The sequence below is a fragment of the Aminobacter sp. HY435 genome (assembly GCF_027568395.1).
Taxonomy (GTDB): domain Bacteria; phylum Pseudomonadota; class Alphaproteobacteria; order Rhizobiales; family Rhizobiaceae; genus Aminobacter.
In genome coordinates this window covers 156,986-183,726 of the sequence record NZ_JANKZL010000003.1, presented here as the reverse complement: position 1 = coordinate 183,726, position 26,741 = coordinate 156,986, and the positions used below count along the sequence as shown (strand labels likewise).

Here is a 26,741-nt window from a genome sequence, read left to right as displayed (position 1 = left end):
GAAATGGCCACTTCTCGCGCCTATCTCGACCACAATGCCAGTGCGCCGCTGCTGCCTGCAGCGCGTGCGGCGGTGGTCGCTGCGCTCGATATCGCTGCCAATCCGTCGTCGGTGCACAATGAGGGGCGGGCCGCCCGCAGGCTGATCGAGGACGCCAGGCGCGATGTCGCAGCCCTTGTCGGCGCGAAAGCCGAGCACGTCGTGTTCACCTCAGGCGCGACCGAAGCGGCCACGACGCTGCTTTCCCCCGACTGGCGCATGGGCCGCGGCGCGATCCGCATGTCCAGGCTCTATGTCACCGAGGCCGATCATCCTTGCGTGCTCAACGGTGGGCGCTTCCCCGTCGACCGGGTCACGCGGCTCGGCGTCGACAGCAATGGCATCGTCGATCTGGCTGCGCTTGAGGCCGCGCTTGCTGGCCATGACAAGTCCGAGGGCTTGCCTCTGGTGGCGATGCATGCCGCCAACAACGAGACAGGCGTCATCCAGCCCTTCCGTGCAATCTCCGAGCTGGTGAAGGCCGCGGGCGGTGTTCTGGTGCTCGATGCGGTTCAGGCTGCCGGGCGCATTCCTCTCGACATGTCAGAGGGTTATGCCGATTATTTGATTCTCTCTTCGCACAAGATCGGCGGCCCCAAGGGGGCGGGTGCAATCGTCGCCACCGCCGATCTGATGATGCCGGCGCCGCTGGTATCAGGTGGCGGCCAGGAAAAGGGCCATCGCGGCGGCACCGAGAACCTTCCGGCTATTGCCGGCTTCGGCGCTGCCGCGCGGGCCGCTTTGGCCGGGCTGGCCGAGATCAATGAAGTCCGCGCCATGCGCGATCGCCTCGAGGAGACGGTTCTGCGGCTTGTTTCCGATGCGGAAATCTTCGGAAAGGGCGCGGAGCGCCTTGCCAACACGACATTCTTCGCTATTCCGGGCGTCAAGGCCGAGACTGCGCAGATCGCCTTCGATCTCGCGGGGGTCGCGCTCTCAGCCGGTTCCGCGTGCTCGTCGGGCAAGGTAGGCCCCAGCCATGTGCTGAAGGCGATGGGCTACGCCAATCTTGGCGCGCTGCGCGTCTCGATCGGACGGCAGACGACGGACAACGAAATTGCGCAGTTTGAGGAGGCGCTGGCCAAGATGCTGGCGCGCCGCAACGGTGCAACTCAGGCTGCTTGAGCAGCCGAATTTGGCCCAAGGGCCGTTGAATGGGTGTGTCAGGGTCGCCGAACGGCGGCTTCCGGGTGAATTCCCGGATCAGATGCACTATATGGAACTTACGCCGCTCCTGCGGTGCCATAGTTTGAAAACTGTCGGGCCTTGACCCCGGCGTGGATGGAGAACGCTTATGCCTGCTGTGCAGGAAACGATCGAGCAGGTCCGCAAGATCGATGTCGACCAGTATAAGTACGGATTCGAGACGGTCATCGAGATGGACAAGGCCCCCAAGGGCCTGAGCGAAGACACGATTCGCTTTATCTCGGCCAAGAAGGGTGAGCCTGAGTGGATGCTCGAATGGCGGCTCGGCGCCTATCGCCGCTGGCTGACGCTTGAAGAGCCGAACTGGGCGCGCGTCGACTATCCCAAGATCGACTTCCAGGACATCTATTATTACGCCGCTCCCAAGAGCACGCCCGGACCGACGTCGCTCGACGAAGTCGATCCCGAGATCCTGAAGGTCTACGAGAAGCTCGGTATTCCGCTGCGCGAGCAGGAAATCCTCGCCGGCGTCGAAAAGACCGTCGACCCGGACCTCGAAGAGGTCGGCGACAACGTCTACAAGTCGGGTCGCGTCGCCGTCGACGCCGTGTTCGATTCGGTGTCCGTCGTCACCACCTTCAAGGAAGAGCTGGCCAAGGCCGGCGTCATCTTCTGCTCGATCTCGGAAGCCATCCGTGAGCATCCGGAACTGGTGAAGCAGTATCTCGGTTCGGTCGTGCCGACCTCCGACAACTACTATGCGACGTTGAATTCGGCCGTCTTCACCGACGGTTCGTTCGTCTTCGTGCCAAAGGGCGTCCGTTGCCCGATGGAGCTGTCGACCTATTTCCGCATCAATGAGAAGAACACCGGCCAGTTCGAGCGCACGCTGATCATCTGCGAGGAAAAGGCCTACGTCTCCTACCTTGAGGGCTGCACCGCTCCCCAGCGCGACGAGAACCAGCTTCATGCCGCGGTCGTCGAACTGGTCGCGCTCGAAGATGCCGAGATCAAGTATTCGACCGTCCAGAACTGGTACCCGGGCGACGCCCAGGGCAAGGGCGGCATCTACAACTTCGTCACCAAGCGCGGCGACTGCCGTGGCGACCGTTCGAAGATCTCGTGGACGCAGGTCGAAACCGGCTCGGCCATCACCTGGAAGTACCCGTCCTGCATCCTGCGCGGCGACGATTCTCGCGGCGAGTTCTATTCGATCGCCGTTTCCAACGGCTACCAGCAGGTCGACTCCGGCACCAAGATGATCCACCTCGGCAAGAACACGTCGAGCCGCATCATCTCCAAGGGCATCGCCGCAGGCTTCTCGCAGAACACCTATCGCGGCCAGGTCTCGGCCCACCGCAAGGCGACCAATGCGCGCAACTTCACCCAGTGCGACTCCTTGCTGATCGGCAACCAGTGCGGGGCGCATACCGTGCCCTACATCGAGGCCAAGAACGCAACGGCCCAGTTCGAGCACGAGGCGACGACGTCGAAGATTTCCGACGACCAGAAGTTCTACGTCATGCAGCGCGGCATTCCCGAGGAGGAAGCGATCGCGCTCATCGTCAACGGCTTCGTCAAGGAAGTCATCCAGGAACTGCCGATGGAATTCGCCGTCGAGGCGCAGAAGCTCATCGGCATCAGCCTCGAAGGCTCGGTCGGCTGACAATTATCAACGGTTCGCCAAGGGGTTGGGCCAAAATGAACAAGAGTGAGGAGAAGGCCGGCAAACACATCTACCTGCGCGATAGAATGGAGAAATGGAATGACAGGCTCTGGGCCTTCGTTGATTTGTCCTACCTCGCCACGGCAGGTGCCGGATTTCTCTTCGCCAAGCTGGCGCTGCTCGCAAAGCTGCTGCCAGCCACGAAACTGAAGGACGACAGGAAGAACGATGCTTGAGATCAAGAACCTGCATGCCCGTATCGCCGAAAGCGGCACCGAGATCATCCGTGGCCTGAACCTGACGGTGAAGGCCGGCGAAGTCGCAGCCATCATGGGCCCGAACGGCTCGGGCAAGTCGACGCTGTCCTATATCCTCGCCGGCCGCGAGGACTACGAGGTCACCGAGGGCGACATCCTCTACAACGGCGAGTCGATCCTCGAGATGGATCCCGCCGAACGCGCCGCCAAGGGCATCTTCCTGGCGTTCCAGTATCCGATGGAGATACCTGGCGTCGCCACCATGGAGTTCCTCAAGGTCGCGATGAACTCGCAGCGCAAGGCGCGTGGCGAAGAGCCGCTCAAGATCCCGGATTTCCTCAAGCGCGTGAAGGAAGCGGCCGCATCGCTCGACATGGATATCGCCATGCTCAAGCGCCCGGTCAATGTCGGCTTCTCCGGCGGTGAGAAGAAGCGTGCCGAGATCCTGCAGATGAAGCTGCTCGAGCCCAAGCTCTGCGTGCTCGACGAAACCGATTCCGGCCTCGACATCGATGCGCTCAAGATCGTCTCGGACGGCGTCAACGCGTTGCGTTCGCCCGACCGCGCGGTCGTCGTCATCACCCACTACCAGCGCCTGCTCGACCACATCGTGCCTGATACCGTCCACGTCCTCTATAAGGGCCAGGTCATCAAGTCGGGCGACAAGTCGCTGGCGCTCGAGCTCGAAGAGAACGGCTACGCCGGGATCATCGAAGAGGCAGCGTGAGGTGTCGACCATGAACATGCGTGCTGAAATACAGCGAACCCCGGCGGAGGCGGCGCTTGTCGATGCCTTCGGCGAGCGGCTGTCGCTGCTGCCGGGCGACGGCGCCGTCATGGTCAAGCGTGACGATGCCATCGAACAGGTCAAGGCCGGCCTGCCGACGCGCCGCGTCGAGACCTGGCACTACACCGACCTGCGCCGCCTGCTTGCCGCCGTTCCCGATTTCGACGCCAGCGCCAAGGCCAAGCCGGTTGCGCCGCTGCTCGAAGGCTCAAGCGTGCTGTCGCTCGCCAATGGCGTCTCTTCTGCGTCCGCCGACATCGGGGGCGTGACCTTTCAGCGCCTCTCCGACAAGCTCACCGATGGCAGCTATGCGCCGGCGCTTGTCACCTACGGCAAGGATGATGCCATCGGCGCCATCAACACCGCTTTCGTCGCCGACGGCTACTTCGTCGACATCGAGGCCGGCGCCCAGTTGGACAAGCCGATCGAACTGCAGAACATCCAGGCCGGCGGCCAGTCCCATGTCCGCCTGCCGGTGCGTGTCGGTGCTGGCGCCAAGGCAACCATCGTCGAACGCCAGACCGGCGAGGGTGCGGGCCTTGTCAGTTCCGTCAGCCAGCTTCTGCTCGGTGACGACGCAGAAGTGCTGTGGCTGATCGTCCAGGATCAGCCTGAGACAGCAACCCACCTCGCCCAGTTCAAGGCCGAGCTCGGCAAGAACGCCAGGCTGACGCTGTTTGTGATGAATGCCGGCGGCAAGCTCGTCCGCCAGGAGATCATCGTCAAGGCTTCAGGCGAAGGCGCCGACTTCAAGCTGCGCGGTGTCAACCTGCTGGCCGGCGACAGCCATGTCGACGTTACCATGGTGCTCGATCACACGGTGCCGCATACCTCTTCGACCGAGGTTGTGCGCAACGTCGTCACCGGCCGCGCCAAGGGCGTGTTCCAGGGCCGTATCAACGTGCACCAGATCGCCCAGAAGACCGACGCCCGCATGGCCTGCAACACGCTGCTTCTGTCGGATGACGGCGAGTTCTCGACCAAGCCGGAGCTGGAAATCTTCGCCGACGACGTGGCTTGCGGCCATGGCGCGACCGTCACCGAGATCGACCACAACCATCTGTTCTACCTGATGGCGCGTGGCATCGACGAGAAGTCGGCCCGTGGCCTCCTGATCCGCGCCTTCCTGGCCGAGGTCATCGAGGAACTTGAGGACGAGACGGTCGTCGATCCGCTGGAAGAGCTGCTGAGCAACTGGTTTGCGACGCATGGGTAAGTAACGGCGATTGGCCCCCTCATCCGGCCGCTTGCGCGGCCACCTTCTCCCCGGTGGGGAGAAGAGGGTGCCAGGACCTCGGAAGTGCCGCCTTTGACTGGCGCGAACGTCTCCAATCTCCTCTCCCCTCGGGGAGAGGTCGGCCAAGCGAAGCGGAGGCCGGGTGAGGGGGCGTCGAAACGAGAAGACGCGATGGACAAGAAAGTCGAATCCAGCACCTACGACGTCGAGGCGATCCGCAGCGATTTCCCGATCCTGTCGCGCGAGGTCTATGGCAAGCCGCTCGTCTATCTCGACAATGGCGCCTCGGCCCAGAAGCCGCAGGTGGTGATCGACACCATCGCCAACGCCTATTCCAACGAATACGCCAACGTTCATCGCGGCCTGCATTTCTTGTCCAATGCCGCGACCGACGCCTATGAGAAGGCGCGCGAAAGCGTGCGCCGCTTCCTCAATGCGCCTGATGTCAACCAGATCGTCTTCACCTCCAACGCCACTTCGGCGATCAACACCGTCGCCTATGGCTATGGCATGCCCAACATCGGCGAGGGTGACGAGATCGTGCTCTCGATCATGGAGCATCACTCCAACATCGTGCCGTGGCATTTCATCAGGGAGCGCCAGGGCGCAAAGCTGGTGTGGGTGCCGGTCGACGATCTTGGCGCCTTCCACATCGAGGACTTCGAAAAGCGCCTGACCGACCGCACAAAGCTGGTCGCGATCACCCATATGTCGAACGCGCTCGGCACCGTCACGCCGATCAAGGAGATCTGCCGCATTGCGCATGCGCGCGGCATCCCGGTGCTGGTCGATGGAAGCCAGAGTGCTGTCCACATGCCCATCGACGTGCAGGACCTCGACTGCGACTTCTTCGTCATGACCGGTCACAAGCTCTACGGCCCGTCCGGCATCGGCGTGCTCTATGGCAAGCGCGAGTTGCTCGAGCGCATGCGCCCGTTCCACGGCGGCGGCGAGATGATCGTCGAGGTGACCGAGGACATCGTCACCTACAACGAGCCGCCGCACCGCTTCGAGGCCGGCACGCCGCCGATCGTCCAGGCGATCGGACTTGGCGCGGCACTCGACTACATGGACAGCATCGGCCGCGAGCGCATCGCAGCCCATGAGGCAATGTTGCGCGACTACGCCCATGAGCGCCTGCGCGCCGTCAATTCGCTGCGCATCTTCGGCGACGCGCCCGGCAAGGGCGCCATCGTCTCGTTCGAGCTGCAGGGCATCCACGCCCACGACGTGTCGATGGTCATCGACCGCCAGGGTGTCGCCGTGCGCGCCGGCACCCACTGCGCCCAGCCGCTGTTGAAACGCTTCGGCGTCACCTCCACATGCAGGGCATCGTTTGGCATGTACAACACGAAGGCCGAGATCGACGTTTTGGCCGAGGCGCTTGAAAAAGCACGGAAATTCTTCGGATGAGCACCATGGAAGACGTTATCGCAGCGACCACCGACGAGACCGCTCCCGAAACCGGCGGCAACGGCGTCATGTCGGCCTCGGCCATCCCGGCGGACGAACTGGCGCGCCTGACCGACGACATCGTCTCGGCGCTGAAGACGGTCTACGACCCGGAAATCCCGGCCGATATCTACGAGCTCGGCCTCGTCTACAAGATCGACATCGAAGACGACCGCACCGTCAAGATCGACATGACGCTGACAGCACCTGGCTGCCCTGTCGCGGGCGAAATGCCGGGCTGGGTGCAGAACGCCGTCGGCGCCGTCGAAGGCGTATCGGGCGTCGAGGTCGCCATGACCTTCGACCCGCCATGGACGCCTGACCGCATGTCGGAAGAAGCGCAGGTCGCGGTGGGCTGGTATTGAGCCATCGACGGTGGCGCTTGCATGGACATGCAATCTTCACCATCTTAGTTTGGAATGAGTCATTCCGCGGGCCTTGAACCCGGCGACGAATGGAGACTGGAATGGGACGCTTCGCCGTCATTTCAATGACCGACAGGGCCGCCGATCGCGTGCGCGAGATCATGGCCACCCGCGACAATGCCCTGGGTATCCGCCTCGGCATCAAGAAGGGCGGTTGTGCCGGCATGGAATACACGGTCGATCTGGTGACCGAGCCGAACCCCAAGGACGACCACATCGAGCGCGACGGCGCCCATGTCTATGTCGCCCCGGAGGCGGCTTTGTTCCTGTTCGGCACCGAGATGGATTTCGAGACCACGACGCTGCGCACCGGCTTCACCTTCTCCAACCCGAACCAGAGCTCGGCCTGCGGCTGCGGCGAGTCGGTCGAACTCCAGCCCGCTGACCTCAAGGCGCTCGCCGAAGCGCGCGCGCAGGCCTGATCCCAGAGCGACAGATGAGCGACGACGCCATCCGCGAAGTCTTCGCCGGGCTTGGCGAAGTGACGATCCGGAAAATGTTCGGCGGCAAGGGCATCTACCGCGACGGCCAGATTGTCGGCGTCGAGGTGCGCGGCGAGATCCTGCTCAAGGCCGATGCGGTGAGTGCCCCCGATTTCGAGGCGGCGGGTGCCAAGCGCTGGACCGATGCCGGCGGCAGGCCGGTGAACATGCCCTACTGGACCATTCCCGAAAGCGCCGTCGACGACCCGGACGAACTCGCCTTGTGGACACGCAAGGCTTATGAGGCGGCACTGCGCAGCAGGAAGTAGTGCTACATGGCGTCCGGCGGCACAAAGAAGCAGTGTGGAAACTCCTCGGTCGGATGCAGGCAGATGTGATAGTCGCTGTCGCCCGAGGGTATTTCCGAGCCGTAGGGTACGAAATAGCGGTTGCGGTGCGTTATGTTGCGGTGATCGCCGGGTTCCAGCACGATCACCCAGCCGCCACCATGCTCCTTCACCGCGCTTCCGGGGATGGCCTGGCAATCGCCGCTTTCCCCATCGCCCTGGCAGCATGCAGGCGGATATTTCCAGCTGGAAACGGGCTGGTGCGCCAGCCCGGGGGACGACGCCAAAGCCGCAAAGGCAAGACATGCGACGCCACGACAGCACAGCGACGGTCGCGCCAATTTAGCGTATCGGCGAGTCTCTCCAGCGCCGGGCATCGTATCCGCTCCGATGCAGCCGCCGGGGGTCAACCCGGGCGGCAGGCCAGCCGCATTGCAGGCTCAGCCTGTGGCTGGAGATATATTATGACTGCCTAATATGAATGTGCCAACAGGGCCGGCTTCAGGCCTCTGCCGGTGACGCCAACAGCCCGAGCCGCTCGCCGGTTGGGCGGGCGGCCAAGGATGCGTCAGGCAGCCTCAGAGCGCAGCGGCGATCTTCGCCGCCAGCCGTGCGTTGTTTTCGACCAGCGCGATGTTGGTCTTGAGGCTTGCGCCGCTGGTGAGTTCGAGGATTTTCGCCAGGAGGAACGGCGTGACCGCCTTGCCGGAGATGTTTTGGGCCTCGGCTGCCTTCTGCGCCGCCGCGATGTATGCGGCCATTGTTTCTGTCGGGATCTCGTCGCTCTCGGGAACCGGATTGGCGACCAGAAGACCACCGTCGAGGCCGAGCGCTGCGCGCGTGGCATGGAGGCGGGCGATCTTTTCGGCCGTGTCGAGGCGCAACGGCGCCGCATAAGGCGACTTGCGCGACCAGAAGGCCGGCACGATGTCGGAGCCGTAGGCGACGACCGGCACGCCACGCGTTTCCAGTACTTCCAGCGTCTTTTCGATGTCGAGGATCGCCTTGGCGCCGGCCGACACCACGATGACGGGCGTGCGTGCCAGTTCGTCGAGGTCTGCCGAGATGTCAAAGCTCTTTTCGGCGCCCTTGTGCACGCCGCCGATGCCGCCGGTGGCAAAAACCTTGATGCCGGCGAGGTGGGCGGCGATCATGGTCGCGGCGACCGTCGTGCCGCCGGTGCGGCCTTCGGCGACCGCATAGGCGATGTCGGCGCGCGACAGCTTCATGGCGCCGCCGGTCATTGCCAGCGACTCGCGCTCTCCGTCCGAAAGGCCGATCTTGATGCGGCCGTTGATGACGGCGATGGTTGCGGGCACCGCACCTTCATCCGAAATGATCTTTTCGACATTGGCCGCCATGGCGGAGTTGTCGGGATAGGGCATGCCATGCGTGATGATGGTGCTTTCGAGCGCCACGACCGGCTTGCCGGCGGCGAGGGCCGCGGCGACGGGCGCATGGACGTCGATGAAGGGGCGGGCGGTTTCTGGCGTCATTTTGATCTCCATGAGCGGCGTCATGCCATTTCCTGGGCTGGCGGCACAAGGGCCAGCATGTCGGCGAAGGCCGGTTGGTCGAGTTCGGCGACGGCGGATGCCGTCTCGATGGTGAGGACTGCGGCGGCGATGCCCTCCCGCAGCGCCGCCTGCAGCGACAGGCCGCGCATCAGTGCTGCGGTCGTGGCGCCGGCCAGCGCATCGCCCGCGCCGGTGACGTCGGCGATCTGGCGTGGCGGCGGCGGCGTGACGACGATGATGCCATTGCTGTCATAGGCGAACACCGCGTTGCCGCCGGCGGTGACGACGCCGCGGCGCAATCCGGCTGCCCGCAGGCCGTGAACGATGGTTTCAAGGCCGGTCTCCGCCGATACCCCGGCCAGCACCGCCGCCTCGCGGCGGTTCATGAAGACGCAATAGAGCTGGTTCAGGATGGGCGCCAGCCGCACAGCCTTGGCCGGAGATATGGCGATGGCGAAGACCGGCTTGTCGGCCATGTCGACAAGCTTGGCCAGCGCCGCCTCGGGCAGGTTTGCGTCGCACAGCACCGCTTCCGCCGCTGCCATCGCCTCCCTGACCTTGGAGCGCCTGAGTTGCTTGGCAAAGGCGAGTTCGTAGAGCCCCATGTCGGCCAGCGCTGCCACCACGTCGCCGGCGCTGTCGAGCAGCGCGGTGTAGCTCGGCGTGGCACGGTCGAGGAAGACGGCCGACAGGTCCTCGATGCCGTTGGCGGCGATCGCCGTGGCCACCGCGTCTCCGGCGGAATCTCCACCGCGCACCGAAATCAGCACACCTTGCGCGCCACGCCGCACCGCGCCGCGCAGGGCGTTGAACACGCCGCCGCCGACCTCTTCGCTCATCGAGCCGGGGATCGAGGCGCCCGGAACGAAGGGCGCCGTCATCCGACCGCGGCGGTCGACATGGGCGCCACCGATGGCGAGAATTCTGGGTGAGGTCATGCGGTCAATGTCCATAAGCATAAGGGCAGGAACTTAGTGTTCCCGGCGACAGGCGGCAACCCGCGGCGAATCGCAGCTTTGGCCGAAACCGCGGCGTGGCTTGGAGGCCCGCCTGCGGCATGGCATCGCGCGCTGTAGGAAACGAAACTGGAACATGGCAAGAGTTATCTCGAAATATCAATATGATGGCTGCCCTTGCCAAATGAGAACAAAACAGATACAAATTTGCATCGACAGTTAATCGAGCGGCCTTCTTTGATGACCCGGGGGTGATGTATCATGGCTCAGAATTCGTTGCGGCTTGTAGAGGACAATTCGGTGGATAAATCAAAGGCTCTGGACGCGGCGCTGTCGCAGATCGAACGCGCCTTCGGCAAGGGCTCGATCATGCGGCTCGGCGCGAACGAGCAGGTCGTCGAGATCGGTACGGTCTCCACCGGTTCGTTGGGGCTCGACATCGCGCTTGGCGTCGGTGGCCTGCCGCGCGGCCGCATCATCGAGATCTACGGGCCCGAAAGCTCGGGCAAGACGACGCTTGCGCTGCACACCATCGCCGAAGCGCAGAAGAAGGGTGGCATCTGTGCCTTCGTCGACGCCGAACACGCGCTCGACCCGGTCTATGCCCGCAAGCTCGGCGTCGATCTGGAAAACCTGCTGATCTCGCAGCCCGACACAGGCGAGCAGGCGCTGGAAATCTGCGACACGCTGGTGCGTTCCGGCGCCATCGACGTTCTGGTCGTCGACTCGGTCGCAGCGCTCACGCCGCGCGCCGAAATCGAAGGCGAGATGGGCGAGTCGCTGCCCGGCCTGCAGGCCCGCCTGATGAGCCAGGCGCTGCGCAAGCTGACGGCCTCGATTTCGCGCTCCAACACCATGGTCATCTTCATCAACCAGATCCGCATGAAGATCGGCGTCATGTATGGCTCGCCCGAGACCACGACGGGCGGCAACGCGCTCAAGTTCTACGCCTCGGTGCGTCTCGACATCCGCCGCATCGGCTCGGTCAAGGACCGCGACGAGGTCGTCGGCAACCAGACCCGCGTCAAGGTGGTCAAGAACAAGCTGGCCCCGCCCTTCAAGCAGGTCGAATTCGACATCATGTATGGCGAGGGCGTGTCCAAGACCGGCGAGCTCGTCGATCTCGGCGTCAAGGCCGGCGTGGTCGAGAAGTCCGGCGCCTGGTTCTCCTACAATTCGCAGCGTCTGGGGCAGGGGCGCGAGAACGCCAAGCTGTTCTTGCGCAACAATCCGGAGGCGGCGCGTGAAATCGAGACGGTGCTCAGGCAGAACGCCGGCCTGATCGCCGAAAAGTTCCTGGAAAACGGCTCTCGCGAGGAAGACGACGGCGACGAAGCCAGCGCGATGTAAGCCGCATCGCGGTCGCCCGGCCAAGGGCGGCATCCGTCATCAAAGACAACTTGCAGCCGCCGGCCCTCGTGCCGGCGGTTTGCGTTTTGGAAGCGCTGCCTGAAAGGCTGAATTCCGGGCTTTTGCCGCTCCGGTGTTTCTGGACAGGGTCAAGGTGGACCGCTAAAAGGCCAGTTCCAATTTCCGCCTGGCAAGGGTGGAGTGCATCTGTTCAGGGCGGCGATCAAAGGCGGCAATATGAGTGGCGTGAACGAGATCCGGTCGACATTTCTCGACTACTTCAAGAAGAACGGCCACGAGGTCGTGGCCTCCAGTCCGCTGGTGCCGCGCAACGATCCGACCTTGATGTTTACCAACGCCGGCATGGTGCAGTTCAAGAACGTCTTCACCGGCCTCGAGTCTCGTTCCTATTCGCGCGCCACGACCGCGCAGAAGAGCGTGCGCGCCGGCGGCAAGCATAACGATCTCGACAATGTCGGCTACACCGCCCGCCATCTCACTTTCTTCGAGATGCTCGGCAACTTCTCTTTCGGCGACTATTTCAAGGAACAGGCCATCGAGCTGGCCTGGAACCTGATCACCAGGGAATACGGACTGAAGAAGGACAAGCTGCTCGTCACCGTCTACCACACCGACGATGAGGCGGCTGACTACTGGAAGAAGATCGCCGGCTTCAGCGATGACCGCATCATCCGCATCCCGACTTCGGATAATTTCTGGGCGATGGGCGACACGGGGCCTTGCGGTCCATGCTCGGAGATCTTCATCGATCGCGGCGATCACATCTGGGGTGGCCCTCCCGGTAGTGCGGAGGAGGACGGCGACCGCTTCCTTGAATTCTGGAACCTCGTCTTCATGCAGTATGAGCAGGTGACGAAGGAGGAGCGGATCGACCTGCCGCGTCCGTCCATCGACACCGGCATGGGCCTCGAGCGCATGGCCTCGATCCTGCAGGGCGTCGAGACCGTTTTCGAGACCGATCTGTTCCGCCATCTCATCGATGCGGCGTCGTCGGCGATCGGCCGTGGTCCGGACGCAAGCAATGTCGGGTCCTATCGCGTCATCGCCGACCATCTGCGGTCGTCCTGCTTCCTGGTGGCCGACGGCGTGTTGCCGTCGAACGAAGGCCGTGGCTATGTGCTGCGCCGCATCATGCGCCGCGCCATGCGTCACGCGCAGTTGTTGGGCGCCGGCGAGCCGCTGATGTGGAAGCTGGTTCCGGCGCTGGTGCGCGAGATGGGACAGGCCTATCCCGAGCTCGGCCGCGGCGAGGCGCTGATCACCGAGACGCTGAAGCTCGAAGAGACCCGTTTCCGCAAGACGCTGGCGCGCGGCCTCGGCCTGTTGGCCGACGCCACCGAGACGCTCGGCGCCGGCGACATGCTCGACGGCGAGACCGCCTTCAAGCTCTACGACACCTTCGGCTTCCCGCTCGACCTGACGCAGGACGCGCTGCGCCAGCGCAACATTTCCGTCGATCTCGCCGGTTTCACCGACGCGATGGAACGGCAGAAGGCCGAGGCGCGCGCCAACTGGGCCGGGTCCGGCGAGGCGGCCACCGAGGCCGTCTGGTTTGCGGTCCGCGAGAAGGCGGGTGCGACGGAATTCCTCGGTTATGAGACCGAGCAGGCCGAGGGAGTGGTCCTGACGCTGATCAAGGACGGCGCGGTCGTCGACGCCGCAAGCGAAGGTGAGGACGTCGCCATCGTCGTCAACCAGACCCCGTTCTACGGCGAGTCGGGCGGTCAGATGGGGGACACGGGCACGATCTCAGGCGAAGGTTTCACCATCGAGGTCGCCGACACCCAAAAGAAGGCCGACGGTCTGTTCGTCCACTTCGGCAAGGTGACCAAGGGCAAGCTCAAGACCGGCGCCGCAGTCGAGCTCAAGGTCGATCACGCGCGCCGCACGCGCCTGCGCTCCAACCACTCCGCCACCCACCTCATCCACGAGGCGCTGCGCGAGGTGCTCGGCACCCATGTCGCGCAGAAGGGTTCGCTGGTCGCGCCCGAGCGCCTGCGTTTCGACATCTCGCACAACAAGCCGATCTCGGCCGAGGAGCTCGAGGAAGTCGAGCGCATGTCGAACGAGATCGTGGTCCAGAACAGCCCCGTCACCACGCGCCTGATGAGCGTCGACGACGCCATCGCCGAGGGCGCCATGGCGCTGTTTGGCGAGAAGTACGGCGATGAGGTTCGCGTTGTCTCCATGGGCACCGGCCTGCATGGCGCCAAGGCCAACCGTCCCTATTCGGTCGAGCTCTGCGGTGGCACCCATGTGCGTTCCACCGGCGACATCGGCCTTGTGCGCATCGTTTCCGACAGCGCTGTCGCTGCCGGCGTTCGCCGTATCGAGGCGCTGACCGGCGAGGCGGCTCGCCGTCACCTCGACGAGCAGGACCGCCGCCTGAAGACGATAGCGGCCGCCCTCAAGGTTGCCCCGGGCGACGTTCTGGCGCGTGTCGAGGCGCTGGTCGACGAACGCAAGAAGCTGGAACGCGAACTTTCCGATGCCCGCAAGAAACTCGCCATGGGTGGCGGGCACGGCGGCGCGGCCGATCCGGCGCGTGAGATCGCGGGTGTGAAGTATCTCGGCAAGGTGGTTTCGGGCGTCGACCCCAAGGACCTCAAGGGGCTGGCCGACGAAGCCAAGTCTGGCTTGGGTTCGGGCGTTGTCGCGCTGATCGGCGTGTCCGATGACGGCAAGGCCAGCGCGGTCGTCGCCGTCACTGCGGATCTGGTCGGCCGGTTCAGCGCTGTCGATCTGGTACGCGTCGCGTCCGCAGCTCTGGGCGGCAAGGGCGGCGGCGGCCGTCCCGACATGGCCCAGGCCGGCGGCCCCGACGCCACCAAGGCTGACGAAGCCGTCGAGGCGGTAGCGCAGGCGATGGCCGGCTGACCCTGACCGCCTGCAGCAATTGAAGGGCGGGTGCTTCGGCACCCGCCCTTTTCTTTTCCGCGGTGCCGGGTCGTCCTGCTTCGCGCAACAGCCGATCCGGCGCTTTGAATTGACGTCCCGTGAAGTCAGCAGGATTTGTCAAACCGGGCTATGGTTGTGTCCGGCCGATCGATTTGCATGAGGCTTGGCATGAATGGCGAAACGGCATGGGCGGTCTATGAAGCCCGCCTGAGAAGGGTTTCGGCCCATATTCATGAGCACCTCGACGAGGAGCTGGATATGGATCGCCTGGCCGACATCGCCTGCCTGTCGAGCTATCACTGGCACAGGATCTACCGCGCCATCTACGGCGAGACGCTTGCCGCCACTGTCAAGCGTCTCAGGCTGCACCGCGCCGCCGGAGACATCGTGGGCACGGATCTGGGCATCGGTGAGATTGCGAAACGGTCTGGCTATCCCAATGTCCAGTCGTTCAACCGCATCTTCAAGGCTGTCTACGGCATGCCGCCGGCGCGTTACCGGAGGGAGGGAAGCCACAAGCTGTTTGAAACCCACAGAGGAAAGGCTTCCCACATGTTCGACGTTCAGATCCGAAACATCCCCGACACCAGCCTCGTCGGCGTTGCCCATCAAGGCTCCTACATGCAGATCGGCAAGGCTTTCGAACAACTGTTCGGCACGCTCTATGCTCGCGGCCAGGCGCGGCCCGACATGCGCATGATCGGCGTCTATCTCGACGATCCCGATCTCGTATCCGAAGAAAAGCTGCGCTCCGTTGCCTGCGTCAGCGCCGATGCGACCACGCCCGCCGCAGCGCCGCTCGAAAGGCGCGAAATCCCGGGCGGAGAGTACGCCGTTCTTCGCCACAAGGGTCCCTATGCCGAAATGCACATGGCCTATAAGTGGCTCTATGCGGAATGGCTGCCGAAATCGGGCCGCCAGCTGCGTGATGCTCTGATGTTCGAGGAATACCTCAACAATCCGCGCGACGTGGCCCCGGCGGAACTCCTGACCGACATCCATATGCCACTGGTCTAGACAGCAACTCCAGGCGCGACTGATCGTGGGGGGCAACTGTGCCCGACGGTTGGTCGCCGTCGGGCGCTTGACAGCAGCCCGCCCCGGCCATAGGGCTCGCTGGCCGAAAAGAATGAGCCGGTTGGTTATTCCGGTGCCCGACAAGTCGGGACGACGTCGCGACTGCGAACCCACGGCAGCAAACCTCATCAGGGGTGGTGCTGCGATGGGCGTTCGCTTTTCCATCCTTCTCCGCCCCGACACCGGAGAACCACATGCACAGTCCCAAGACGCTCCTGATCGCCCAGGCGATCATCTCCTTTTCCATGGCCCTGATGATGACGGGCTTTTTCGCGCTCCTTGAACTGGGCGTCACCACAGAATGGCTGCACGCCTGGGCGCGTCACTTCGTCGTCGCCTGGCCGCTGGCGTTCTGCCTGTCGCTGGTCGTGGGCAAGATGGCGTTTTCGCTGGCCGTCGGCCTGACCGCCAGGAGATAGAGCTGAAAAACAAAAAAAGCCCCGGAGCAATGATCCGGGGCTTTTGCGTTTGGTCGGCGCGAGGCTTATGCCATCGCCTTCTGCAGGTTCTCGTCGATCTTGTCGAGGAAGCCGGTGGTCGACAGCCAGGGCTGGTCCGGACCGATCAGCAGCGACAGGTCCTTGGTCATGTAGCCGGACTCGACGGTCTGGATGCAGACGCGTTCGAGCGTGTCGGCGAAGCGCTTCAGCTCGGCATTGTCGTCGAGCTTGGCGCGGTGCGCGAGACCGCGGGTCCAGGCGAAGATCGAGGCGATCGAGTTGGTCGAGGTTTCCTCGCCCTTCTGGTGCTGGCGGTAGTGGCGCGTCACGGTGCCATGCGCAGCTTCCGCTTCCACCGTCTTGCCATCAGGCGTCATCAGCACCGAGGTCATCAGGCCGAGCGAGCCGAAGCCCTGGGCAACCGTGTCGGACTGGACGTCGCCGTCATAGTTCTTGCAGGCCCAGACATAACCGCCCGACCATTTCAGGCTCGAGGCCACCATGTCGTCGATCAGGCGGTGTTCGTACCAGAGCTTGCGCGCCTTGAACTCTGCCTCGAATTCCTTCTCGTAGACTTCCTGGAAGAGGTCCTTGAAGCGTCCGTCATAGGCCTTGAGGATTGTGTTCTTGGTCGACAGGTAGACCGGGTAGTTGCGCAGCAGGCCGTAGTTCAGCGAAGCGCGGGCGAATTCGCGGATCGACTCGTCGAGATTGTACATGGCCATCGCCACGCCGGCGCCCGGCGCGTCGAACACGTCGTGCTCGATCACCTGGCCGTCCTCGCCGACAAACTTGATCGTCAGCTTGCCCTTGCCGGGGAAGCGGAAGTCGGTGGCCTTGTACTGGTCGCCGAAGGCGTGACGGCCGACGATGATCGGCTTGGTCCAGCCTGGAACGAGGCGCGGCACGTTCTTCATGATGATCGGTTCACGGAAGATAGTGCCGCCCAGGATGTTGCGGATGGTGCCGTTGGGCGACTTCCACATCTTCTTGAGCTTGAATTCCTCGACGCGCTGCTCGTCAGGGGTGATGGTGGCGCACTTCACGCCTACGCCGAATTCCTTGATCGCGTTGGCCGAATCGATGGTCACCTGGTCGTCGGTGGCATCGCGGTTTTCGACGCTGAGGTCGTAGTAGCGCAGGTCGATGTCGAGATAAGGGTGGATCAGCTTGTCTTTGATGAACTGCCAGATGATGCGGGTCATCTCATCGCCGTCGAGCTCGACGACGGGGTTGGCCACCTTGATCTTCGCCATGGAAAGTGCCTCTTTCTGCTTGAAACCCGTGGGGTTTCGGAGGGTTCGTAATAGGGAGTGCGGCCCCTATATCAAAGCCCGTCGGGCCGCGCAAACGATTGCCGCTGCCATCCTCGGCGCGGCTGCTGACGATGTATGAAGCGCCTGCGGGCGGGGCCTCGCGGTTGTCAGATCTGCGAGGTTGCCGGCATGGCTGTTCGTTACCGGAACTTCATTTTCCGCGCCGAATATGTCAGGGACGCGCAAAAGTCGCAATTTGTGGTTCAATCGCCTCCATGACCGAAACGTCCCAGCCCTCCGCAATGCCTGTCATCATCCTCGTCGAGCCGCAGCTTGGCGAAAACATCGGCATGGTGGCGCGCGCCATGGCCAATTTCGGCCTCGCCGAACTCAGGCTGGTCAATCCGCGCGACGGCTGGCCGAACGAGAAGGCGCGTGCGGCCGCAAGCCGCGCCGACCATGTCATCGATGCCGTGGCGGTCTTCCCCGATCTTGCTTCGGCTCTCGCCGACCTCAACTTTGTCTTCGCCACCACGGCAAGGGAACGCGACGGCTTCAAGGAAGTCCGCGGCCCGGTCGAAGCGGGCAGGGCGCTCAGGGCGCGCAGCCGCGGTGGCCAGCGTACCGGCATCATGTTCGGGCGCGAGCGCTTCGGGCTTTACAATGAGGAAGTCGGCCTCGCCGACGAGATTGTCACCTTCCCGGTCGATCCCGGCTTTTCTTCGCTCAACATCGCCCAGGCCGTGCTGCTCATGTCTTACGAGTGGATGAAGTCGGGCCTGGAAAGCGAGACCCAGACCAATTTTTCGGGTCCGGAAATGGTTCCGGCGACCAAGGAGCAGTTGCAGGGGCTGTTCGATCACCTCGAATCGGCGCTCGACGCACGCGGCTATTTCCGCCCGGCGCCCAAGAAGCCGAAGATGATCGACAATCTTCGCGCGGTGCTGACGCGCGCCGGGTTCTTCGAGCCGGAACTCAAGGTGCTGCGCGGCGTGGTCGCCTCGCTCGACTATTTTTCGCCCAAGGAACCGCGCGGCAAGGGCTATCCCGATCGCAAGGCCAAGGTCGACCAGGCCGCCCATTCGGGCAGCGCAGGCGTAGACGACGGCGAGGAGCCGCCGGTTGGCGGCAAGGGGCTCGACAATGACTGACCGGCCGATCCTGATGTTCGATTCGGGCATCGGGGGCTTGACGGTGCTGCGCGAGGCGCGCGTGCTGATGCCCGACCGGCGCTTCGTCTATGTCGCCGACGATGCCGCCTTTCCCTATGGCAATTGGGAGGAGCCGGCGCTGAAGGAGCGCATCCTCGGCCTGTTCGACGAGTTGCTCGAGCGCTTCAAGCCGGAGCTGTCTGTCATTCCATGCAACACCGCCTCTACGCTGGTCATCGAGGCAATCCGCGAGCGTTTCCCCGGCCATCCGTTCGTCGGCACGGTGCCGGCGATCAAGCCGGCGGCGGAGCGCACGCGCTCGGGCCTTGTCTCGGTGCTGGCAACGCCCGGCACGGTCAAGCGCCAGTATACGCGCGACCTGATCACCCAATGGGGGTCGAAGTGTCACGTTCGCCTCGTCGGCAGCCACCGGCTGGCAGCTCTGGCCGAAACCTACATGCGGGAAGGCTTCGTCGACGAAGATGTGGTGGCCGAGGAAATCGCGCCATGTTTTGTCGAGCAGGACGGGCGCCGCACGGACATTGTCGTGCTCGCCTGCACGCACTATCCGTTCCTGGTCAACCGCATGCGCAAGACTGCCCCTTGGCCCGTCGACTGGATCGATCCCGCCGAGGCCATTGCCCGCCGCGCCCTGTCGCTGCTCAAGCCACGCGATGGTTCGTCGCGCAACGAGGCCCCGGCCTTTGGCCGCGACCTCGCCATCTTCACCTCGGGCAAGCCGCATTTCGCCACGGCCCGGCTGATGCAAGGCTTCGGGCTCAGCTTGGCCTGACCGCGCCGACAAGAGCGATTTTCATGGTGGTTTCTCCATTTCGCCCGCTTTGCCTTGGGCTGCCTGACCGCGCAGGAATCGGAATGCGCCACAGCCTGTGCGCGCCTAGTCTCCGTGGTGGTCGAGGCAAGGAGCGCATCGGATGGAAGCAGAGTTGATTTCGGAGAGTATCGATTGGCAGCGCGTGTTCGCCGAACTCGACGAGTTCGGGGTGGCTCCAACCGGGCCGCTGCTCGACCGCGAAACCTGTCGCCGCCTGCGCTCGCTCTACGCCGCCGACGAACATTTCCGCAGCCGCATCGTCATGCGGCGCCATGGCTTCGGCTCGGGCGAATACAAATACTTCGCCGATCCGCTGCCCGACACGATTTCTGCGCTGCGCCGCAGTTTTTATGGCCGACTCGCGTCCTTCGCTACCAGTTGGAACGAGCGCATGGGCATCGACAGGTGCTATCCGCCCGATCTCGACTCCTTCCTGGCCGAGTGCCATGCAGACGGCCAGACGCGGCCGACGCCGCTGCTGCTCAAATATGGCGCCGGCGACTACAATTGCCTGCACCAGGACGTCTATGGCGCGCATCTCTTCCCCGTGCAGCTGGTGATTCTGCTGAGCGAGCCGGGCGAGGAGTTCGACGGAGGCGAGTTCGTCATGACCGAGCAGCGGCCGCGCATGCAGTCACGCGCCGAGGTCGTGCCGCTGCGCATGGGCTGTGGCGCGCTGTTTGCCGTCAACGACCGGCCCAAGGCTGGAAGCCGCGGCGATTACAGGGTCAAGATGCGCCATGGCGTCAGCCGTATCCGCTCCGGCGAGCGCTTCACCCTCGGCATCATCTTCCACGACGCGAAGTGAGCCGGCTGCGGGCGCGAAGCGTTGACATTCCGGCCCGTTTCCCCTAGTTAGCCGCCAACGCCGGGCCGAAACGCCCGGTGTTTCATTTGACGTGTCCCGTGGACCTTTTCCGCAAAGCGTGCGTGGAAGGTCCTGTCAGGCTCCGAAAACGGGGGCCAGAGGAGGGCGCGTTTTCCTCGCCTGGAACGTGAAGTTCCGGGTGCAACTTTTTGAAGGGAAATGCGATGAGCAAGCGCGAATCCGCTAAGTACAAAATCGATCGCCGTCTTGGCGAAAACATCTGGGGCCGTCCGAAGTCCCCGGTCAACAAGCGTGAATACGGCCCCGGCCAGCACGGCCAGCGCCGCAAGGGCAAGCTGTCCGACTTCGGTCTGCAGCTGCGCGCCAAGCAGAAGCTGAAGGGTCACTACGGCGACGTTTCGGAAAAGCAGTTCCGCAAGACCTACGAAGAGGCCAACCGCCGCAAGGGCGACACCTCCGAGAACTTGATCGGCCTGCTCGAGTCGCGCCTGGACGCCGTCGTCTATCGCGCCAAGTTCGTGCCGACCATCTTCGCGGCCCGTCAGTTCGTCAACCACGGCCACATCAACGTCAACGGCAAGCGCACCAACATCGGTTCGTACCGTTGCAAGGCCGGCGACGTCATTGAAGTTCGCGAGAAGTCGAAGCAGCTGGTGATCGTCCTCGAGTCGGTCGCTCTCGCCGAGCGCGACGTTCCGGACTACATCGAAGTCGATCACAACAAGATGGTCGCAACCTTCGCTCGCGTTCCCGGCCTGTCGGACGTTCCGTACGCAGTGCAGATGGAACCGAACCTCGTCGTCGAATTCTATTCGCGCTAATCCATTCGGATACAGCATCGAATTCCAGAGAGCGGCCGGAAACGGCCGCTCTTTTCGTTTGCGGGCGCAGCCCGGCGCTTACGCCGCCTTGCACCCTGCGCGATAATGCGAAATATGCCGTTCGGGCTGGATGGCGGGCACAGGTCCGCAATCGCCGGCTGGTAAGGAAGGCCTTCATGGGTATTCACGAAGCAGATGCGCTGGCCGAGCCCGCCGAAGGCGCGTTCCCGCTTTACCGCGACGCGCCGTCCTCGGTGGAGTTCAACAAACTGCGCAAGCGCCTGCTCAGGCAGACGCGCCAGGCCATCGAGGACTACGCCATGGCCAGGCCGGGCGAGCGCTGGCTGGTGGCGCTGTCGGGTGGCAAGGACTCCTACGGTCTGCTCGCCGTGCTGCTCGACCTCAAATGGCGCGGCCTGCTGCCGGTCGATCTGCTCGCCTGCAATCTCGACCAGGGCCAGCCGAATTTCCCCAAGAACGTGCTGCCCGACTACCTTGACGCCAATGGCATCGCCCACCGCATCGAATACCGCGACACCTACTCGGTGGTCACCGACAAGATCGCCGAGGGCAACACCTATTGTTCGCTGTGCTCGCGCTTGCGTCGTGGCCACCTCTACCGCATCGCCCGCGAGGAGGGCTGCTCGTCGCTGGTTCTCGGCCACCACCGCGAGGACATCCTCGAAACCTTCTTCATGAACCTGTTTCATGGTGGCCGTCTCGCCGCCATGCCGCCCAAGCTGCTCAACGACGAGGGCGACGTCATGGTGCTGCGGCCGCTGGCCTTCTGCGCCGAGGCCGACATGGCCAAGTTCGCCGACGCCATGAAGTTCCCGATCATCCCCTGCGACCTCTGCGGCAGCCAGGAAGGGCTGCAGCGCAATGCCATGAAGGCAATGCTGGACGACATCGAAAAGCGCATGCCGGGCCGCAAGGACACGATGCTGCGCGCCCTTTCCAACAGTCGTCCGTCGCACCTGCTCGACCGCAAGCTGTTCGATTTCGCCGCGCTGTCGCTGGGTTCCTGATCGGCGAGCGATCGGCGCGAAGCGTTGGTTCTCGGCCCAATGAAAAACCCCATCCCGATGTCTTCGGAATGGGGCTTTTTTGTCTGAAGCGCTGAGGCTTCAGTGTGGTTTCGCCGGAGCGCCCGGAGCGCCGAACAGCTTGCCGCGTTCGGCGATCAGCACCATCACCAGTCCCAGAAGGGCCACGCTGACATAGCCGGCCGCCAGCGGCATCACCGTCCCGTCGAACGACTGGCCGATGAATGCGCCGATCAGGCCGCCGCCAACCGTCTGCATGAAGGCCTGCACGGACGAAGCCGTGCCGGCGATGTGGCCCAGCGGTTCCATCGCGATGGCGTTGAAGTTCGAGCCGATCCAGCCGAACTGGAACATCGCCGCCGCAAACAGCGCCACAAACACCGGGAAGGGCACCCAGCCGGTCAGCGACCATGCGAACCAGATGGCGCTTACGGCGGTGAAGCCAATTAGCGCCCCGTGCGACAGACGCCGCATGCCGAGCTTGACGACCAGCCGCGAGTTCAGGAACGACGACACCGACATCATCGCCGCGATTGCTGCGAAGACGAGCGGGAACCACACGCCGAGCCCGTAGATGCCGACATAGACCTGCTGGGCGGAGTTGATGAAGCCGAACAGCGAGCCGAAGATGATCATCGAGGCGAGCGTGTAGAAGAGCGACACGCGCGTGGTCAGCACGATGCGGAAGCCCCGTGCGATGGACATCAGGTTGAGCGGTCGCCGGTCCCGCGGATGCATCGTCTCGGGTAGCCGCAGCGCCGTCCAGATCGTGATCGCCAGTGCGGACACCGCCATGACCACGAAGATCATGTGCCACTCGGAAAACAGCATCACGAGCTGACCTATGCCCGGCGCCAGCACCGGGATGATCATGAACACCATGAACACCAGCGACATGATCTCGGCCATCTGCCGGCCGCCGTAGCGATCGCGCACGACCGACACAGCAATCACTCGCGTCGATGCCGCGCCGATGCCTTGAATGAAGCGCAAGGCAAGCAGCGTCTCGAAGGTTGGTGCGAAGGCGGCCGCGAAGGCTGCGAGGATGTAGATGGTGAGACCGAACAGCAGCGGCACGCGCCGGCCGAATCTGTCGGACGCCGGGCCGTAGAACAGCAGCGCCAGGCCCATGCCGGCGACATAGGCGGTAATGACGAACTGCCTGTGGTTTTCGCTCTCGACGCCGAGGCTTGCGCCGATCTGCTGCAGGGCCGGCAGCATGATGTCGATGGCAAGCGCGTTGACCGCCATCAGCGCGGCGCAGATGGCGATGAATTCCCAGCGCGGAAGAGGGAACAACGCCTCTATGGCGTCGTCGGGAGTTTTCTGTTCCATTCGATTTTCGGTCCAAACGAAAATGCGCCGGACGGCCGGCGCATCTCAAATGCTGTGAGCCCCGAATGGACCGGAGCCGGTGGTCTTGTCAGGTGTCAGGCGGCGCCCTTGACGCTCACGCCCTTCTCCTGAAGGAACGACTGCAGCTCGCCGGCCTGGAACATCTCGCGGATGATGTCGCAGCCGCCGACAAACTCGCCCTTGACGTAGAGCTGCGGGATGGTCGGCCAGTTGGAGTAGTCCTTGATGCCCTGGCGCAACTCGTTCGAGGTGAGCACGTTGACGCCCTTGTAGTCGACCCCGAGGTAATCGAGGATCTGGACGACCTGACCGGAAAAACCGCACTGCGGGAAGCCGGGGGTGCCCTTCATGAAAAGCACGACGTCCTGGCTCTTCACTTCGCTGCCGATGTATTCGTTGATTCCGCTCATGGCGTCATAAACCTCAATCTGGCCGGAGTGACGCTCCGGCAATATCCGCTAGTCTGCTAGCATTTGCCACTATGTGGTTGCAACTGTCGAGCATTCCAAGCCTCGCGTCGACCCGAAACCGGGAAAAGTGATCTGCGGCGGTCTCGTCGGGGCCTGAGGCCGCGCATCAGGCGCGGCGACGTACCTTCGAGCGCGATCGAACGGTGCGCTTGCGGCTCGTCTGCTTCCTGGCTGGCCTCAAAAGCTTCTCGATCTGGCGCAGCGTGGCCGAGCTCGACGAGGTCGCCGCGCGCTTGCGCCGCCGCGTGCGCTTCGACGTGCCCGTGGTCTTGCGAAGAATGTCCTTCAGGGCGCCGTCGACGACACCTTGCACCAGATCGGAGATCAGCGACACGTTACAGTCACTCCGGTATGCTGGTCTGCAGGGCGAGCGCATGCAGCACGCCGCCCATGTTGCCCTTCAACGCGTCGTAGACCATCTGGTGCTGCTGCACGCGGCTCTTGCCGCGGAAGCTCTCCGACACGACCTCGGCGGCATAGTGGTCGCCGTCGCCGGCGAGATCGCGGATCGTCACCTTGGCGTCCGGAATCCCGTCCTTGATCAGTTTTTCGATGTCGTGGGCGTCCATTGCCATGTCGGTATTCCTGCTCAGTTATCCATGAACCGAGGGAACCAGGATTCGTGAGCCGAGGTCAACTCGTCGACGCTCACGGCCCGTGCCTCGCCCAGCTTCAGTTCCTTGCCGCCGGTCGTCCCGATCCACGGGGCGTGGATGCCGAGCGCCTTGGCTTCGTTCCACAATTCCTGCATCTCGGCGGACTGCGGGTCAAGCTTGACGGTGACCAGGTAGCGTCCCTGGTCCTCGCCGAAGAACACCGGGATCGGGTTGGTGCCGCTGAGGCCCGGAACTGTGGCACCAATTCCGGAGGCCATCGCCATCTCGGCCAGCGCGGTCGCCAGGCCACCATCCGACAGGTCGTGCACGGCGGTGGCCGTGCCGTTGCGGATCAGCTTGCGGACGAAGTCGCCGACCTTCTTTTCGTGCTCGAGATCGACCGCCGGCGGCGGGCCGTCGGTGCGGCCATGCACGTCGCGCATGTAGATGGACTGGGCGAGGTGACTGCCCCACTGGGCGGGGCCGCCAACCAGCAGGATCACTTCGCCTTCCTTGGCGAAGCAGGCCTTGGCCATCTTCGACCAGTCGTCGATCAGGCCGACGCCGCCGATGGTCGGCGTGGGCAGGATGCCCTGGCCGTTGGTCTCGTTGTAGAGCGAGACGTTGCCCGACACGATCGGGAAGCCGAGCGCGCGGCAGGCATCGCCGATGCCGGTCACGGCTTTTACAAACTGGCCCATGATCTCGGGGCGTTCGGGGTTGCCGAAATTGAGGTTGTCGGTCGCCGCCAGCGGCAGGGCGCCGGTTGCGGTCAGGTTGCGCCAGCATTCGGCCACGGCCTGCTTGCCGCCCTCGTAAGGATCGGCCTCGCAATAACGCGGCGTCACGTCGGACGAAAACGCCAGCGCCTTGGTGGCATGGCCCTCGACGCGAACCACGCCGGCGTCGCCGCCGGGGCGCTGCAGCGAGTTGCCCTGGATCATCGTGTCGTACTGCTCGTAGACCCAGCGGCGCGACGACAGGTCCGGTCCGCCGAGCATCTTCAGCAGCGCGTCGGCGACATCGGACTGGGGAACGTCGTCGGCGGCCAGCGGCGCGCGCTTGGCCGGCTCGACCCACGGACGATCATATTCGGGCGCCTCGTCGCCGAGTTCCTTGATCGGCAGGTTGGCGACTTCGACGCCTTGGTGCAGCACGCGGAAGCGCAGGTCGTCGGTGGTCTTGCCGACGATGGCGAAGTCGAGGCCCCACTTGACGAAGATCGCCTCGGCTTCTTCTTCCTTTTCAGGACGCAGCACCATGAGCATGCGCTCCTGGCTCTCCGACAGCATCATCTCGTAGGCGCTCATGCGCTCTTCGCGCACCGGCACCTTGTCGAGGTCGAGCTCGATGCCGAGGTCGCCCTTGGCGCCCATCTCGACGGCCGAGCAGGTCAGGCCGGCGGCACCCATGTCCTGGATTGCGATGACCGCACCCGAGGCCATCAGCTCGAGGCAGGCTTCGAGCAGGCACTTTTCGGTGAACGGATCGCCGACCTGCACGGTCGGACGCTTCTCGTCGATCTTGTCGTCGAATTCGGCAGAGGCCATGGTCGCGCCGCCGACGCCGTCGCGGCCGGTCTTGGCGCCGAGATAGACCACCGGCAAGCCGACGCCCTTGGCCTGCGACAGGAAGATGCCATCGGTCTTGGCGAGACCGGCGGCAAAGGCGTTGACCAGGATGTTGCCGTTGTAGCGGGCGTCGAAATTGACTTCGCCGCCGACTGTTGGCACGCCGAAGGCATTGCCATAGCCGCCGACGCCGGCGACCACGCCCGACACCAGGTGACGGGTCTTGGGATGGTCGGGCGCGCCGAAGCGCAGCGCGTTCATCGAGGCGACGGGCCGCGCGCCCATGGTGAAGACGTCGCGCAGGATGCCGCCGACGCCGGTCGCGGCCCCCTGGTAGGGCTCGATGTAGGAGGGGTGGTTGTGGCTCTCCATCTTGAAGACCACGCAGTCGCCGTCGCCAATGTCGACCACGCCGGCGTTCTCGCCGGGGCCCTGGATGACGACGTCGCCCTTGGTCGGCAGCGTGCGCAGCCACTTCTTCGATGACTTGTAGGAGCAGTGCTCGTTCCACATCGCCGAGAAGATGCCGAGCTCGGTGAAGCTCGGTTCGCGGCCGACGAGATCGAGTATGCGCTGATATTCGTCTGGCTTGAGCCCATGCGCGGCGATGAGTTCGCCGGTGATCTTCACATCGTTCTGAATGGTCATCGGTTTTCCCGTCAGTTCGGCCTTGCGGCCTTCCTAAAGCCTGAAATGCCGTGGTCTGCAACAGCGCTGCTGTCGCACGGCATGGTACTGGATGCTGCTATGCGAGGCGGTGGCGTCCGGCGCCA

At 63.9% G+C, this 26,741-nt stretch carries 27 protein-coding genes; 18 read left to right on the top strand and 9 right to left on the bottom strand.

Features of this window, described 5'->3' with window-relative positions; translation table 11 throughout:
• Positions 1 to 3: 3 nt before the first annotated feature.
• The 9 genes from PCJ21_RS04365 to PCJ21_RS04325 all read left to right on the top strand — a co-directional run bounded on the left by PCJ21_RS04365 (position 4) and on the right by PCJ21_RS04325 (position 7,760).
• A complete protein-coding gene (locus tag PCJ21_RS04365) occupies positions 4 to 1,164 on the top strand; it encodes a cysteine desulfurase family protein (protein ID WP_269930158.1) in 1,161 nt (386 codons plus the stop codon).
• Between the two features lie 169 nt (positions 1,165 to 1,333).
• Positions 1,334 to 2,851, top strand: a complete 1,518-nt coding sequence (gene sufB, locus PCJ21_RS04360; RefSeq protein ID WP_269930157.1) for a Fe-S cluster assembly protein SufB — start codon at positions 1,334 to 1,336, stop codon at positions 2,849 to 2,851.
• 35 nt (positions 2,852 to 2,886) lie between these two features.
• On the top strand, positions 2,887 to 3,087 hold the full coding sequence (locus tag PCJ21_RS04355) for a hypothetical protein (RefSeq protein ID WP_269930156.1): 201 nt from the start codon (positions 2,887 to 2,889) through the stop codon (positions 3,085 to 3,087).
• Entirely contained in the window at positions 3,080 to 3,835 is a 756-nt protein-coding gene (sufC, locus tag PCJ21_RS04350; protein ID WP_269930155.1) for a Fe-S cluster assembly ATPase SufC, read from the top strand. The genes PCJ21_RS04355 and sufC overlap by 8 nt, the downstream gene beginning before the upstream one ends.
• 10 nt (positions 3,836 to 3,845) lie before the next feature.
• A complete protein-coding gene (gene sufD, locus PCJ21_RS04345; protein ID WP_269930154.1) occupies positions 3,846 to 5,111 on the top strand; it encodes a Fe-S cluster assembly protein SufD in 1,266 nt (421 codons plus the stop codon).
• A gap of 192 nt (positions 5,112 to 5,303) precedes the next feature.
• Positions 5,304 to 6,545: a cysteine desulfurase gene (locus PCJ21_RS04340; RefSeq protein ID WP_269930153.1), complete on the top strand. Its 1,242-nt coding sequence runs from the start codon at positions 5,304 to 5,306 to the stop codon at positions 6,543 to 6,545.
• 5 nt (positions 6,546 to 6,550) lie between these two features.
• Positions 6,551 to 6,949, top strand: a complete 399-nt coding sequence (locus PCJ21_RS04335; protein ID WP_269930277.1) for an SUF system Fe-S cluster assembly protein — start codon at positions 6,551 to 6,553, stop codon at positions 6,947 to 6,949.
• Positions 6,950 to 7,050: 101 nt separating this feature from the next.
• Entirely contained in the window at positions 7,051 to 7,431 is a 381-nt protein-coding gene (gene sufA, locus PCJ21_RS04330) for a Fe-S cluster assembly scaffold SufA (RefSeq protein ID WP_269930152.1), read from the top strand.
• Positions 7,432 to 7,445: 14 nt separating this feature from the next.
• Positions 7,446 to 7,760 (top strand): TfoX/Sxy family protein, encoded by a 315-nt coding sequence (locus tag PCJ21_RS04325; RefSeq protein WP_269930151.1) that lies wholly within the window; start codon positions 7,446 to 7,448, stop codon positions 7,758 to 7,760.
• A gap of 2 nt (positions 7,761 to 7,762) precedes the next feature.
• Here the strand turns inward: PCJ21_RS04325 and PCJ21_RS04320 are convergent, their stop codons facing one another.
• From PCJ21_RS04320 to PCJ21_RS04310, 3 genes are all read right to left on the bottom strand, one after another.
• Positions 7,763 to 7,951 carry a hypothetical protein gene (locus tag PCJ21_RS04320; RefSeq protein WP_269930150.1) on the bottom strand — a complete coding sequence of 63 codons (189 nt, stop codon included), beginning with the start codon at positions 7,949 to 7,951 and terminating at the stop codon, positions 7,763 to 7,765.
• Between the two features lie 405 nt (positions 7,952 to 8,356).
• Positions 8,357 to 9,274: a pseudouridine-5'-phosphate glycosidase gene (locus tag PCJ21_RS04315; RefSeq protein WP_269930149.1), complete on the bottom strand. Its 918-nt coding sequence runs from the start codon at positions 9,272 to 9,274 to the stop codon at positions 8,357 to 8,359.
• A gap of 20 nt (positions 9,275 to 9,294) precedes the next feature.
• Complete coding sequence (locus PCJ21_RS04310; protein WP_269930148.1) at positions 9,295 to 10,233, bottom strand: carbohydrate kinase family protein; 939 nt, start codon at positions 10,231 to 10,233, stop codon at positions 9,295 to 9,297.
• A 279-nt stretch (positions 10,234 to 10,512) separates the two neighbouring features.
• Between PCJ21_RS04310 and recA the strand changes: the two genes are divergently transcribed.
• The 4 genes from recA (at position 10,513) to PCJ21_RS04290 (ending at position 16,016) form a co-directional block, all read left to right on the top strand.
• A complete protein-coding gene (gene recA / locus PCJ21_RS04305) occupies positions 10,513 to 11,601 on the top strand; it encodes a recombinase RecA (RefSeq protein WP_269930147.1) in 1,089 nt (362 codons plus the stop codon).
• 237 nt (positions 11,602 to 11,838) lie between these two features.
• A complete protein-coding gene (alaS, locus tag PCJ21_RS04300) occupies positions 11,839 to 14,499 on the top strand; it encodes an alanine--tRNA ligase (protein WP_269930146.1) in 2,661 nt (886 codons plus the stop codon).
• Positions 14,500 to 14,688: 189 nt separating this feature from the next.
• On the top strand, positions 14,689 to 15,537 hold the full coding sequence (locus PCJ21_RS04295) for an AraC family transcriptional regulator (protein ID WP_269930145.1): 849 nt from the start codon (positions 14,689 to 14,691) through the stop codon (positions 15,535 to 15,537).
• Positions 15,538 to 15,791: 254 nt separating this feature from the next.
• Entirely contained in the window at positions 15,792 to 16,016 is a 225-nt protein-coding gene (locus PCJ21_RS04290; RefSeq protein ID WP_269930144.1) for a DUF2798 domain-containing protein, read from the top strand.
• A 65-nt stretch (positions 16,017 to 16,081) separates the two neighbouring features.
• On the opposite strand, the gene PCJ21_RS04285 is transcribed toward PCJ21_RS04290, so the two are convergent.
• Complete coding sequence (locus tag PCJ21_RS04285; protein ID WP_269930143.1) at positions 16,082 to 17,293, bottom strand: NADP-dependent isocitrate dehydrogenase; 1,212 nt, start codon at positions 17,291 to 17,293, stop codon at positions 16,082 to 16,084.
• 275 nt (positions 17,294 to 17,568) lie between these two features.
• Between PCJ21_RS04285 and PCJ21_RS04280 the strand changes: the two genes are divergently transcribed.
• The 5 genes from PCJ21_RS04280 (at position 17,569) to ttcA (ending at position 21,957) form a co-directional block, all read left to right on the top strand.
• A complete protein-coding gene (locus tag PCJ21_RS04280; RefSeq protein ID WP_269930142.1) occupies positions 17,569 to 18,444 on the top strand; it encodes an RNA methyltransferase in 876 nt (291 codons plus the stop codon).
• Positions 18,437 to 19,237, top strand: coding sequence for a glutamate racemase (murI, locus tag PCJ21_RS04275; RefSeq protein ID WP_269930141.1), 801 nt, complete (start codon positions 18,437 to 18,439; stop codon positions 19,235 to 19,237). Before PCJ21_RS04280 ends, murI begins: the two co-directional genes overlap by 8 nt.
• 142 nt (positions 19,238 to 19,379) lie before the next feature.
• Entirely contained in the window at positions 19,380 to 20,087 is a 708-nt protein-coding gene (locus PCJ21_RS04270; protein WP_269930140.1) for a 2OG-Fe(II) oxygenase, read from the top strand.
• Between the two features lie 224 nt (positions 20,088 to 20,311).
• Positions 20,312 to 20,929, top strand: a complete 618-nt coding sequence (rpsD, locus tag PCJ21_RS04265; protein WP_269930139.1) for a 30S ribosomal protein S4 — start codon at positions 20,312 to 20,314, stop codon at positions 20,927 to 20,929.
• Positions 20,930 to 21,105: 176 nt separating this feature from the next.
• Positions 21,106 to 21,957, top strand: a complete 852-nt coding sequence (gene ttcA / locus PCJ21_RS04260; protein WP_269930138.1) for a tRNA 2-thiocytidine(32) synthetase TtcA — start codon at positions 21,106 to 21,108, stop codon at positions 21,955 to 21,957.
• A 99-nt stretch (positions 21,958 to 22,056) separates the two neighbouring features.
• Here the strand turns inward: ttcA and PCJ21_RS04255 are convergent, their stop codons facing one another.
• From PCJ21_RS04255 to purL, 5 genes are all read right to left on the bottom strand, one after another.
• On the bottom strand, positions 22,057 to 23,310 hold the full coding sequence (locus PCJ21_RS04255; protein ID WP_269930137.1) for a multidrug effflux MFS transporter: 1,254 nt from the start codon (positions 23,308 to 23,310) through the stop codon (positions 22,057 to 22,059).
• Between the two features lie 95 nt (positions 23,311 to 23,405).
• Positions 23,406 to 23,741, bottom strand: a complete 336-nt coding sequence (gene grxD, locus PCJ21_RS04250) for a Grx4 family monothiol glutaredoxin (RefSeq protein ID WP_269930136.1) — start codon at positions 23,739 to 23,741, stop codon at positions 23,406 to 23,408.
• A gap of 166 nt (positions 23,742 to 23,907) precedes the next feature.
• A complete protein-coding gene (locus PCJ21_RS04245; RefSeq protein WP_442865957.1) occupies positions 23,908 to 24,135 on the bottom strand; it encodes a hypothetical protein in 228 nt (75 codons plus the stop codon).
• 7 nt (positions 24,136 to 24,142) lie between these two features.
• A complete protein-coding gene (locus tag PCJ21_RS04240) occupies positions 24,143 to 24,376 on the bottom strand; it encodes a BolA family protein (protein WP_269930134.1) in 234 nt (77 codons plus the stop codon).
• A gap of 14 nt (positions 24,377 to 24,390) precedes the next feature.
• A complete protein-coding gene (gene purL / locus PCJ21_RS04235) occupies positions 24,391 to 26,616 on the bottom strand; it encodes a phosphoribosylformylglycinamidine synthase subunit PurL (RefSeq protein WP_269930133.1) in 2,226 nt (741 codons plus the stop codon).
• Positions 26,617 to 26,741: the final 125 nt, after the last annotated feature.

Bases quoted from the DNA above. Each gene is read 5' to 3' on its own strand.
- ttcA (WP_269930138.1), top strand. From the start codon at position 21,106: ATGGGTATTCACGAAGCAGATGCGCTGGCCGAGCCCGCCGAAGGCGCG.
- PCJ21_RS04355 (WP_269930156.1), top strand. From the start codon at position 2,887: ATGAACAAGAGTGAGGAGAAGGCCGGCAAACACATCTACCTGCGCGAT.
- PCJ21_RS04335 (WP_269930277.1), top strand. From the start codon at position 6,551: ATGGAAGACGTTATCGCAGCGACCACCGACGAGACCGCTCCCGAAACC.
- PCJ21_RS04270 (WP_269930140.1), top strand. From the start codon at position 19,380: ATGGAAGCAGAGTTGATTTCGGAGAGTATCGATTGGCAGCGCGTGTTC.
- murI (WP_269930141.1), top strand. From the start codon at position 18,437: ATGACTGACCGGCCGATCCTGATGTTCGATTCGGGCATCGGGGGCTTG.
- PCJ21_RS04325 (WP_269930151.1), top strand. From the start codon at position 7,446: ATGAGCGACGACGCCATCCGCGAAGTCTTCGCCGGGCTTGGCGAAGTG.
- rpsD (WP_269930139.1), top strand. From the start codon at position 20,312: ATGAGCAAGCGCGAATCCGCTAAGTACAAAATCGATCGCCGTCTTGGC.
- PCJ21_RS04240 (WP_269930134.1), bottom strand. From the start codon at position 24,376: ATGGCAATGGACGCCCACGACATCGAAAAACTGATCAAGGACGGGATT.
- PCJ21_RS04315 (WP_269930149.1), bottom strand. From the start codon at position 9,274: ATGACGCCAGAAACCGCCCGCCCCTTCATCGACGTCCATGCGCCCGTC.
- PCJ21_RS04285 (WP_269930143.1), bottom strand. From the start codon at position 17,293: ATGGCGAAGATCAAGGTGGCCAACCCCGTCGTCGAGCTCGACGGCGAT.
- PCJ21_RS04295 (WP_269930145.1), top strand. From the start codon at position 14,689: ATGAATGGCGAAACGGCATGGGCGGTCTATGAAGCCCGCCTGAGAAGG.
- PCJ21_RS04340 (WP_269930153.1), top strand. From the start codon at position 5,304: ATGGACAAGAAAGTCGAATCCAGCACCTACGACGTCGAGGCGATCCGC.
- grxD (WP_269930136.1), bottom strand. From the start codon at position 23,741: ATGAGCGGAATCAACGAATACATCGGCAGCGAAGTGAAGAGCCAGGAC.
- purL (WP_269930133.1), bottom strand. From the start codon at position 26,616: ATGACCATTCAGAACGATGTGAAGATCACCGGCGAACTCATCGCCGCG.
- sufC (WP_269930155.1), top strand. From the start codon at position 3,080: ATGCTTGAGATCAAGAACCTGCATGCCCGTATCGCCGAAAGCGGCACC.
- sufB (WP_269930157.1), top strand. From the start codon at position 1,334: ATGCCTGCTGTGCAGGAAACGATCGAGCAGGTCCGCAAGATCGATGTC.
- sufA (WP_269930152.1), top strand. From the start codon at position 7,051: ATGGGACGCTTCGCCGTCATTTCAATGACCGACAGGGCCGCCGATCGC.
- PCJ21_RS04280 (WP_269930142.1), top strand. From the start codon at position 17,569: ATGACCGAAACGTCCCAGCCCTCCGCAATGCCTGTCATCATCCTCGTC.
- recA (WP_269930147.1), top strand. From the start codon at position 10,513: ATGGCTCAGAATTCGTTGCGGCTTGTAGAGGACAATTCGGTGGATAAA.
- alaS (WP_269930146.1), top strand. From the start codon at position 11,839: ATGAGTGGCGTGAACGAGATCCGGTCGACATTTCTCGACTACTTCAAG.
- PCJ21_RS04310 (WP_269930148.1), bottom strand. From the start codon at position 10,233: ATGACCTCACCCAGAATTCTCGCCATCGGTGGCGCCCATGTCGACCGC.
- PCJ21_RS04365 (WP_269930158.1), top strand. From the start codon at position 4: ATGGCCACTTCTCGCGCCTATCTCGACCACAATGCCAGTGCGCCGCTG.
- PCJ21_RS04290 (WP_269930144.1), top strand. From the start codon at position 15,792: ATGCACAGTCCCAAGACGCTCCTGATCGCCCAGGCGATCATCTCCTTT.
- PCJ21_RS04255 (WP_269930137.1), bottom strand. From the start codon at position 23,310: ATGGAACAGAAAACTCCCGACGACGCCATAGAGGCGTTGTTCCCTCTT.
- sufD (WP_269930154.1), top strand. From the start codon at position 3,846: ATGAACATGCGTGCTGAAATACAGCGAACCCCGGCGGAGGCGGCGCTT.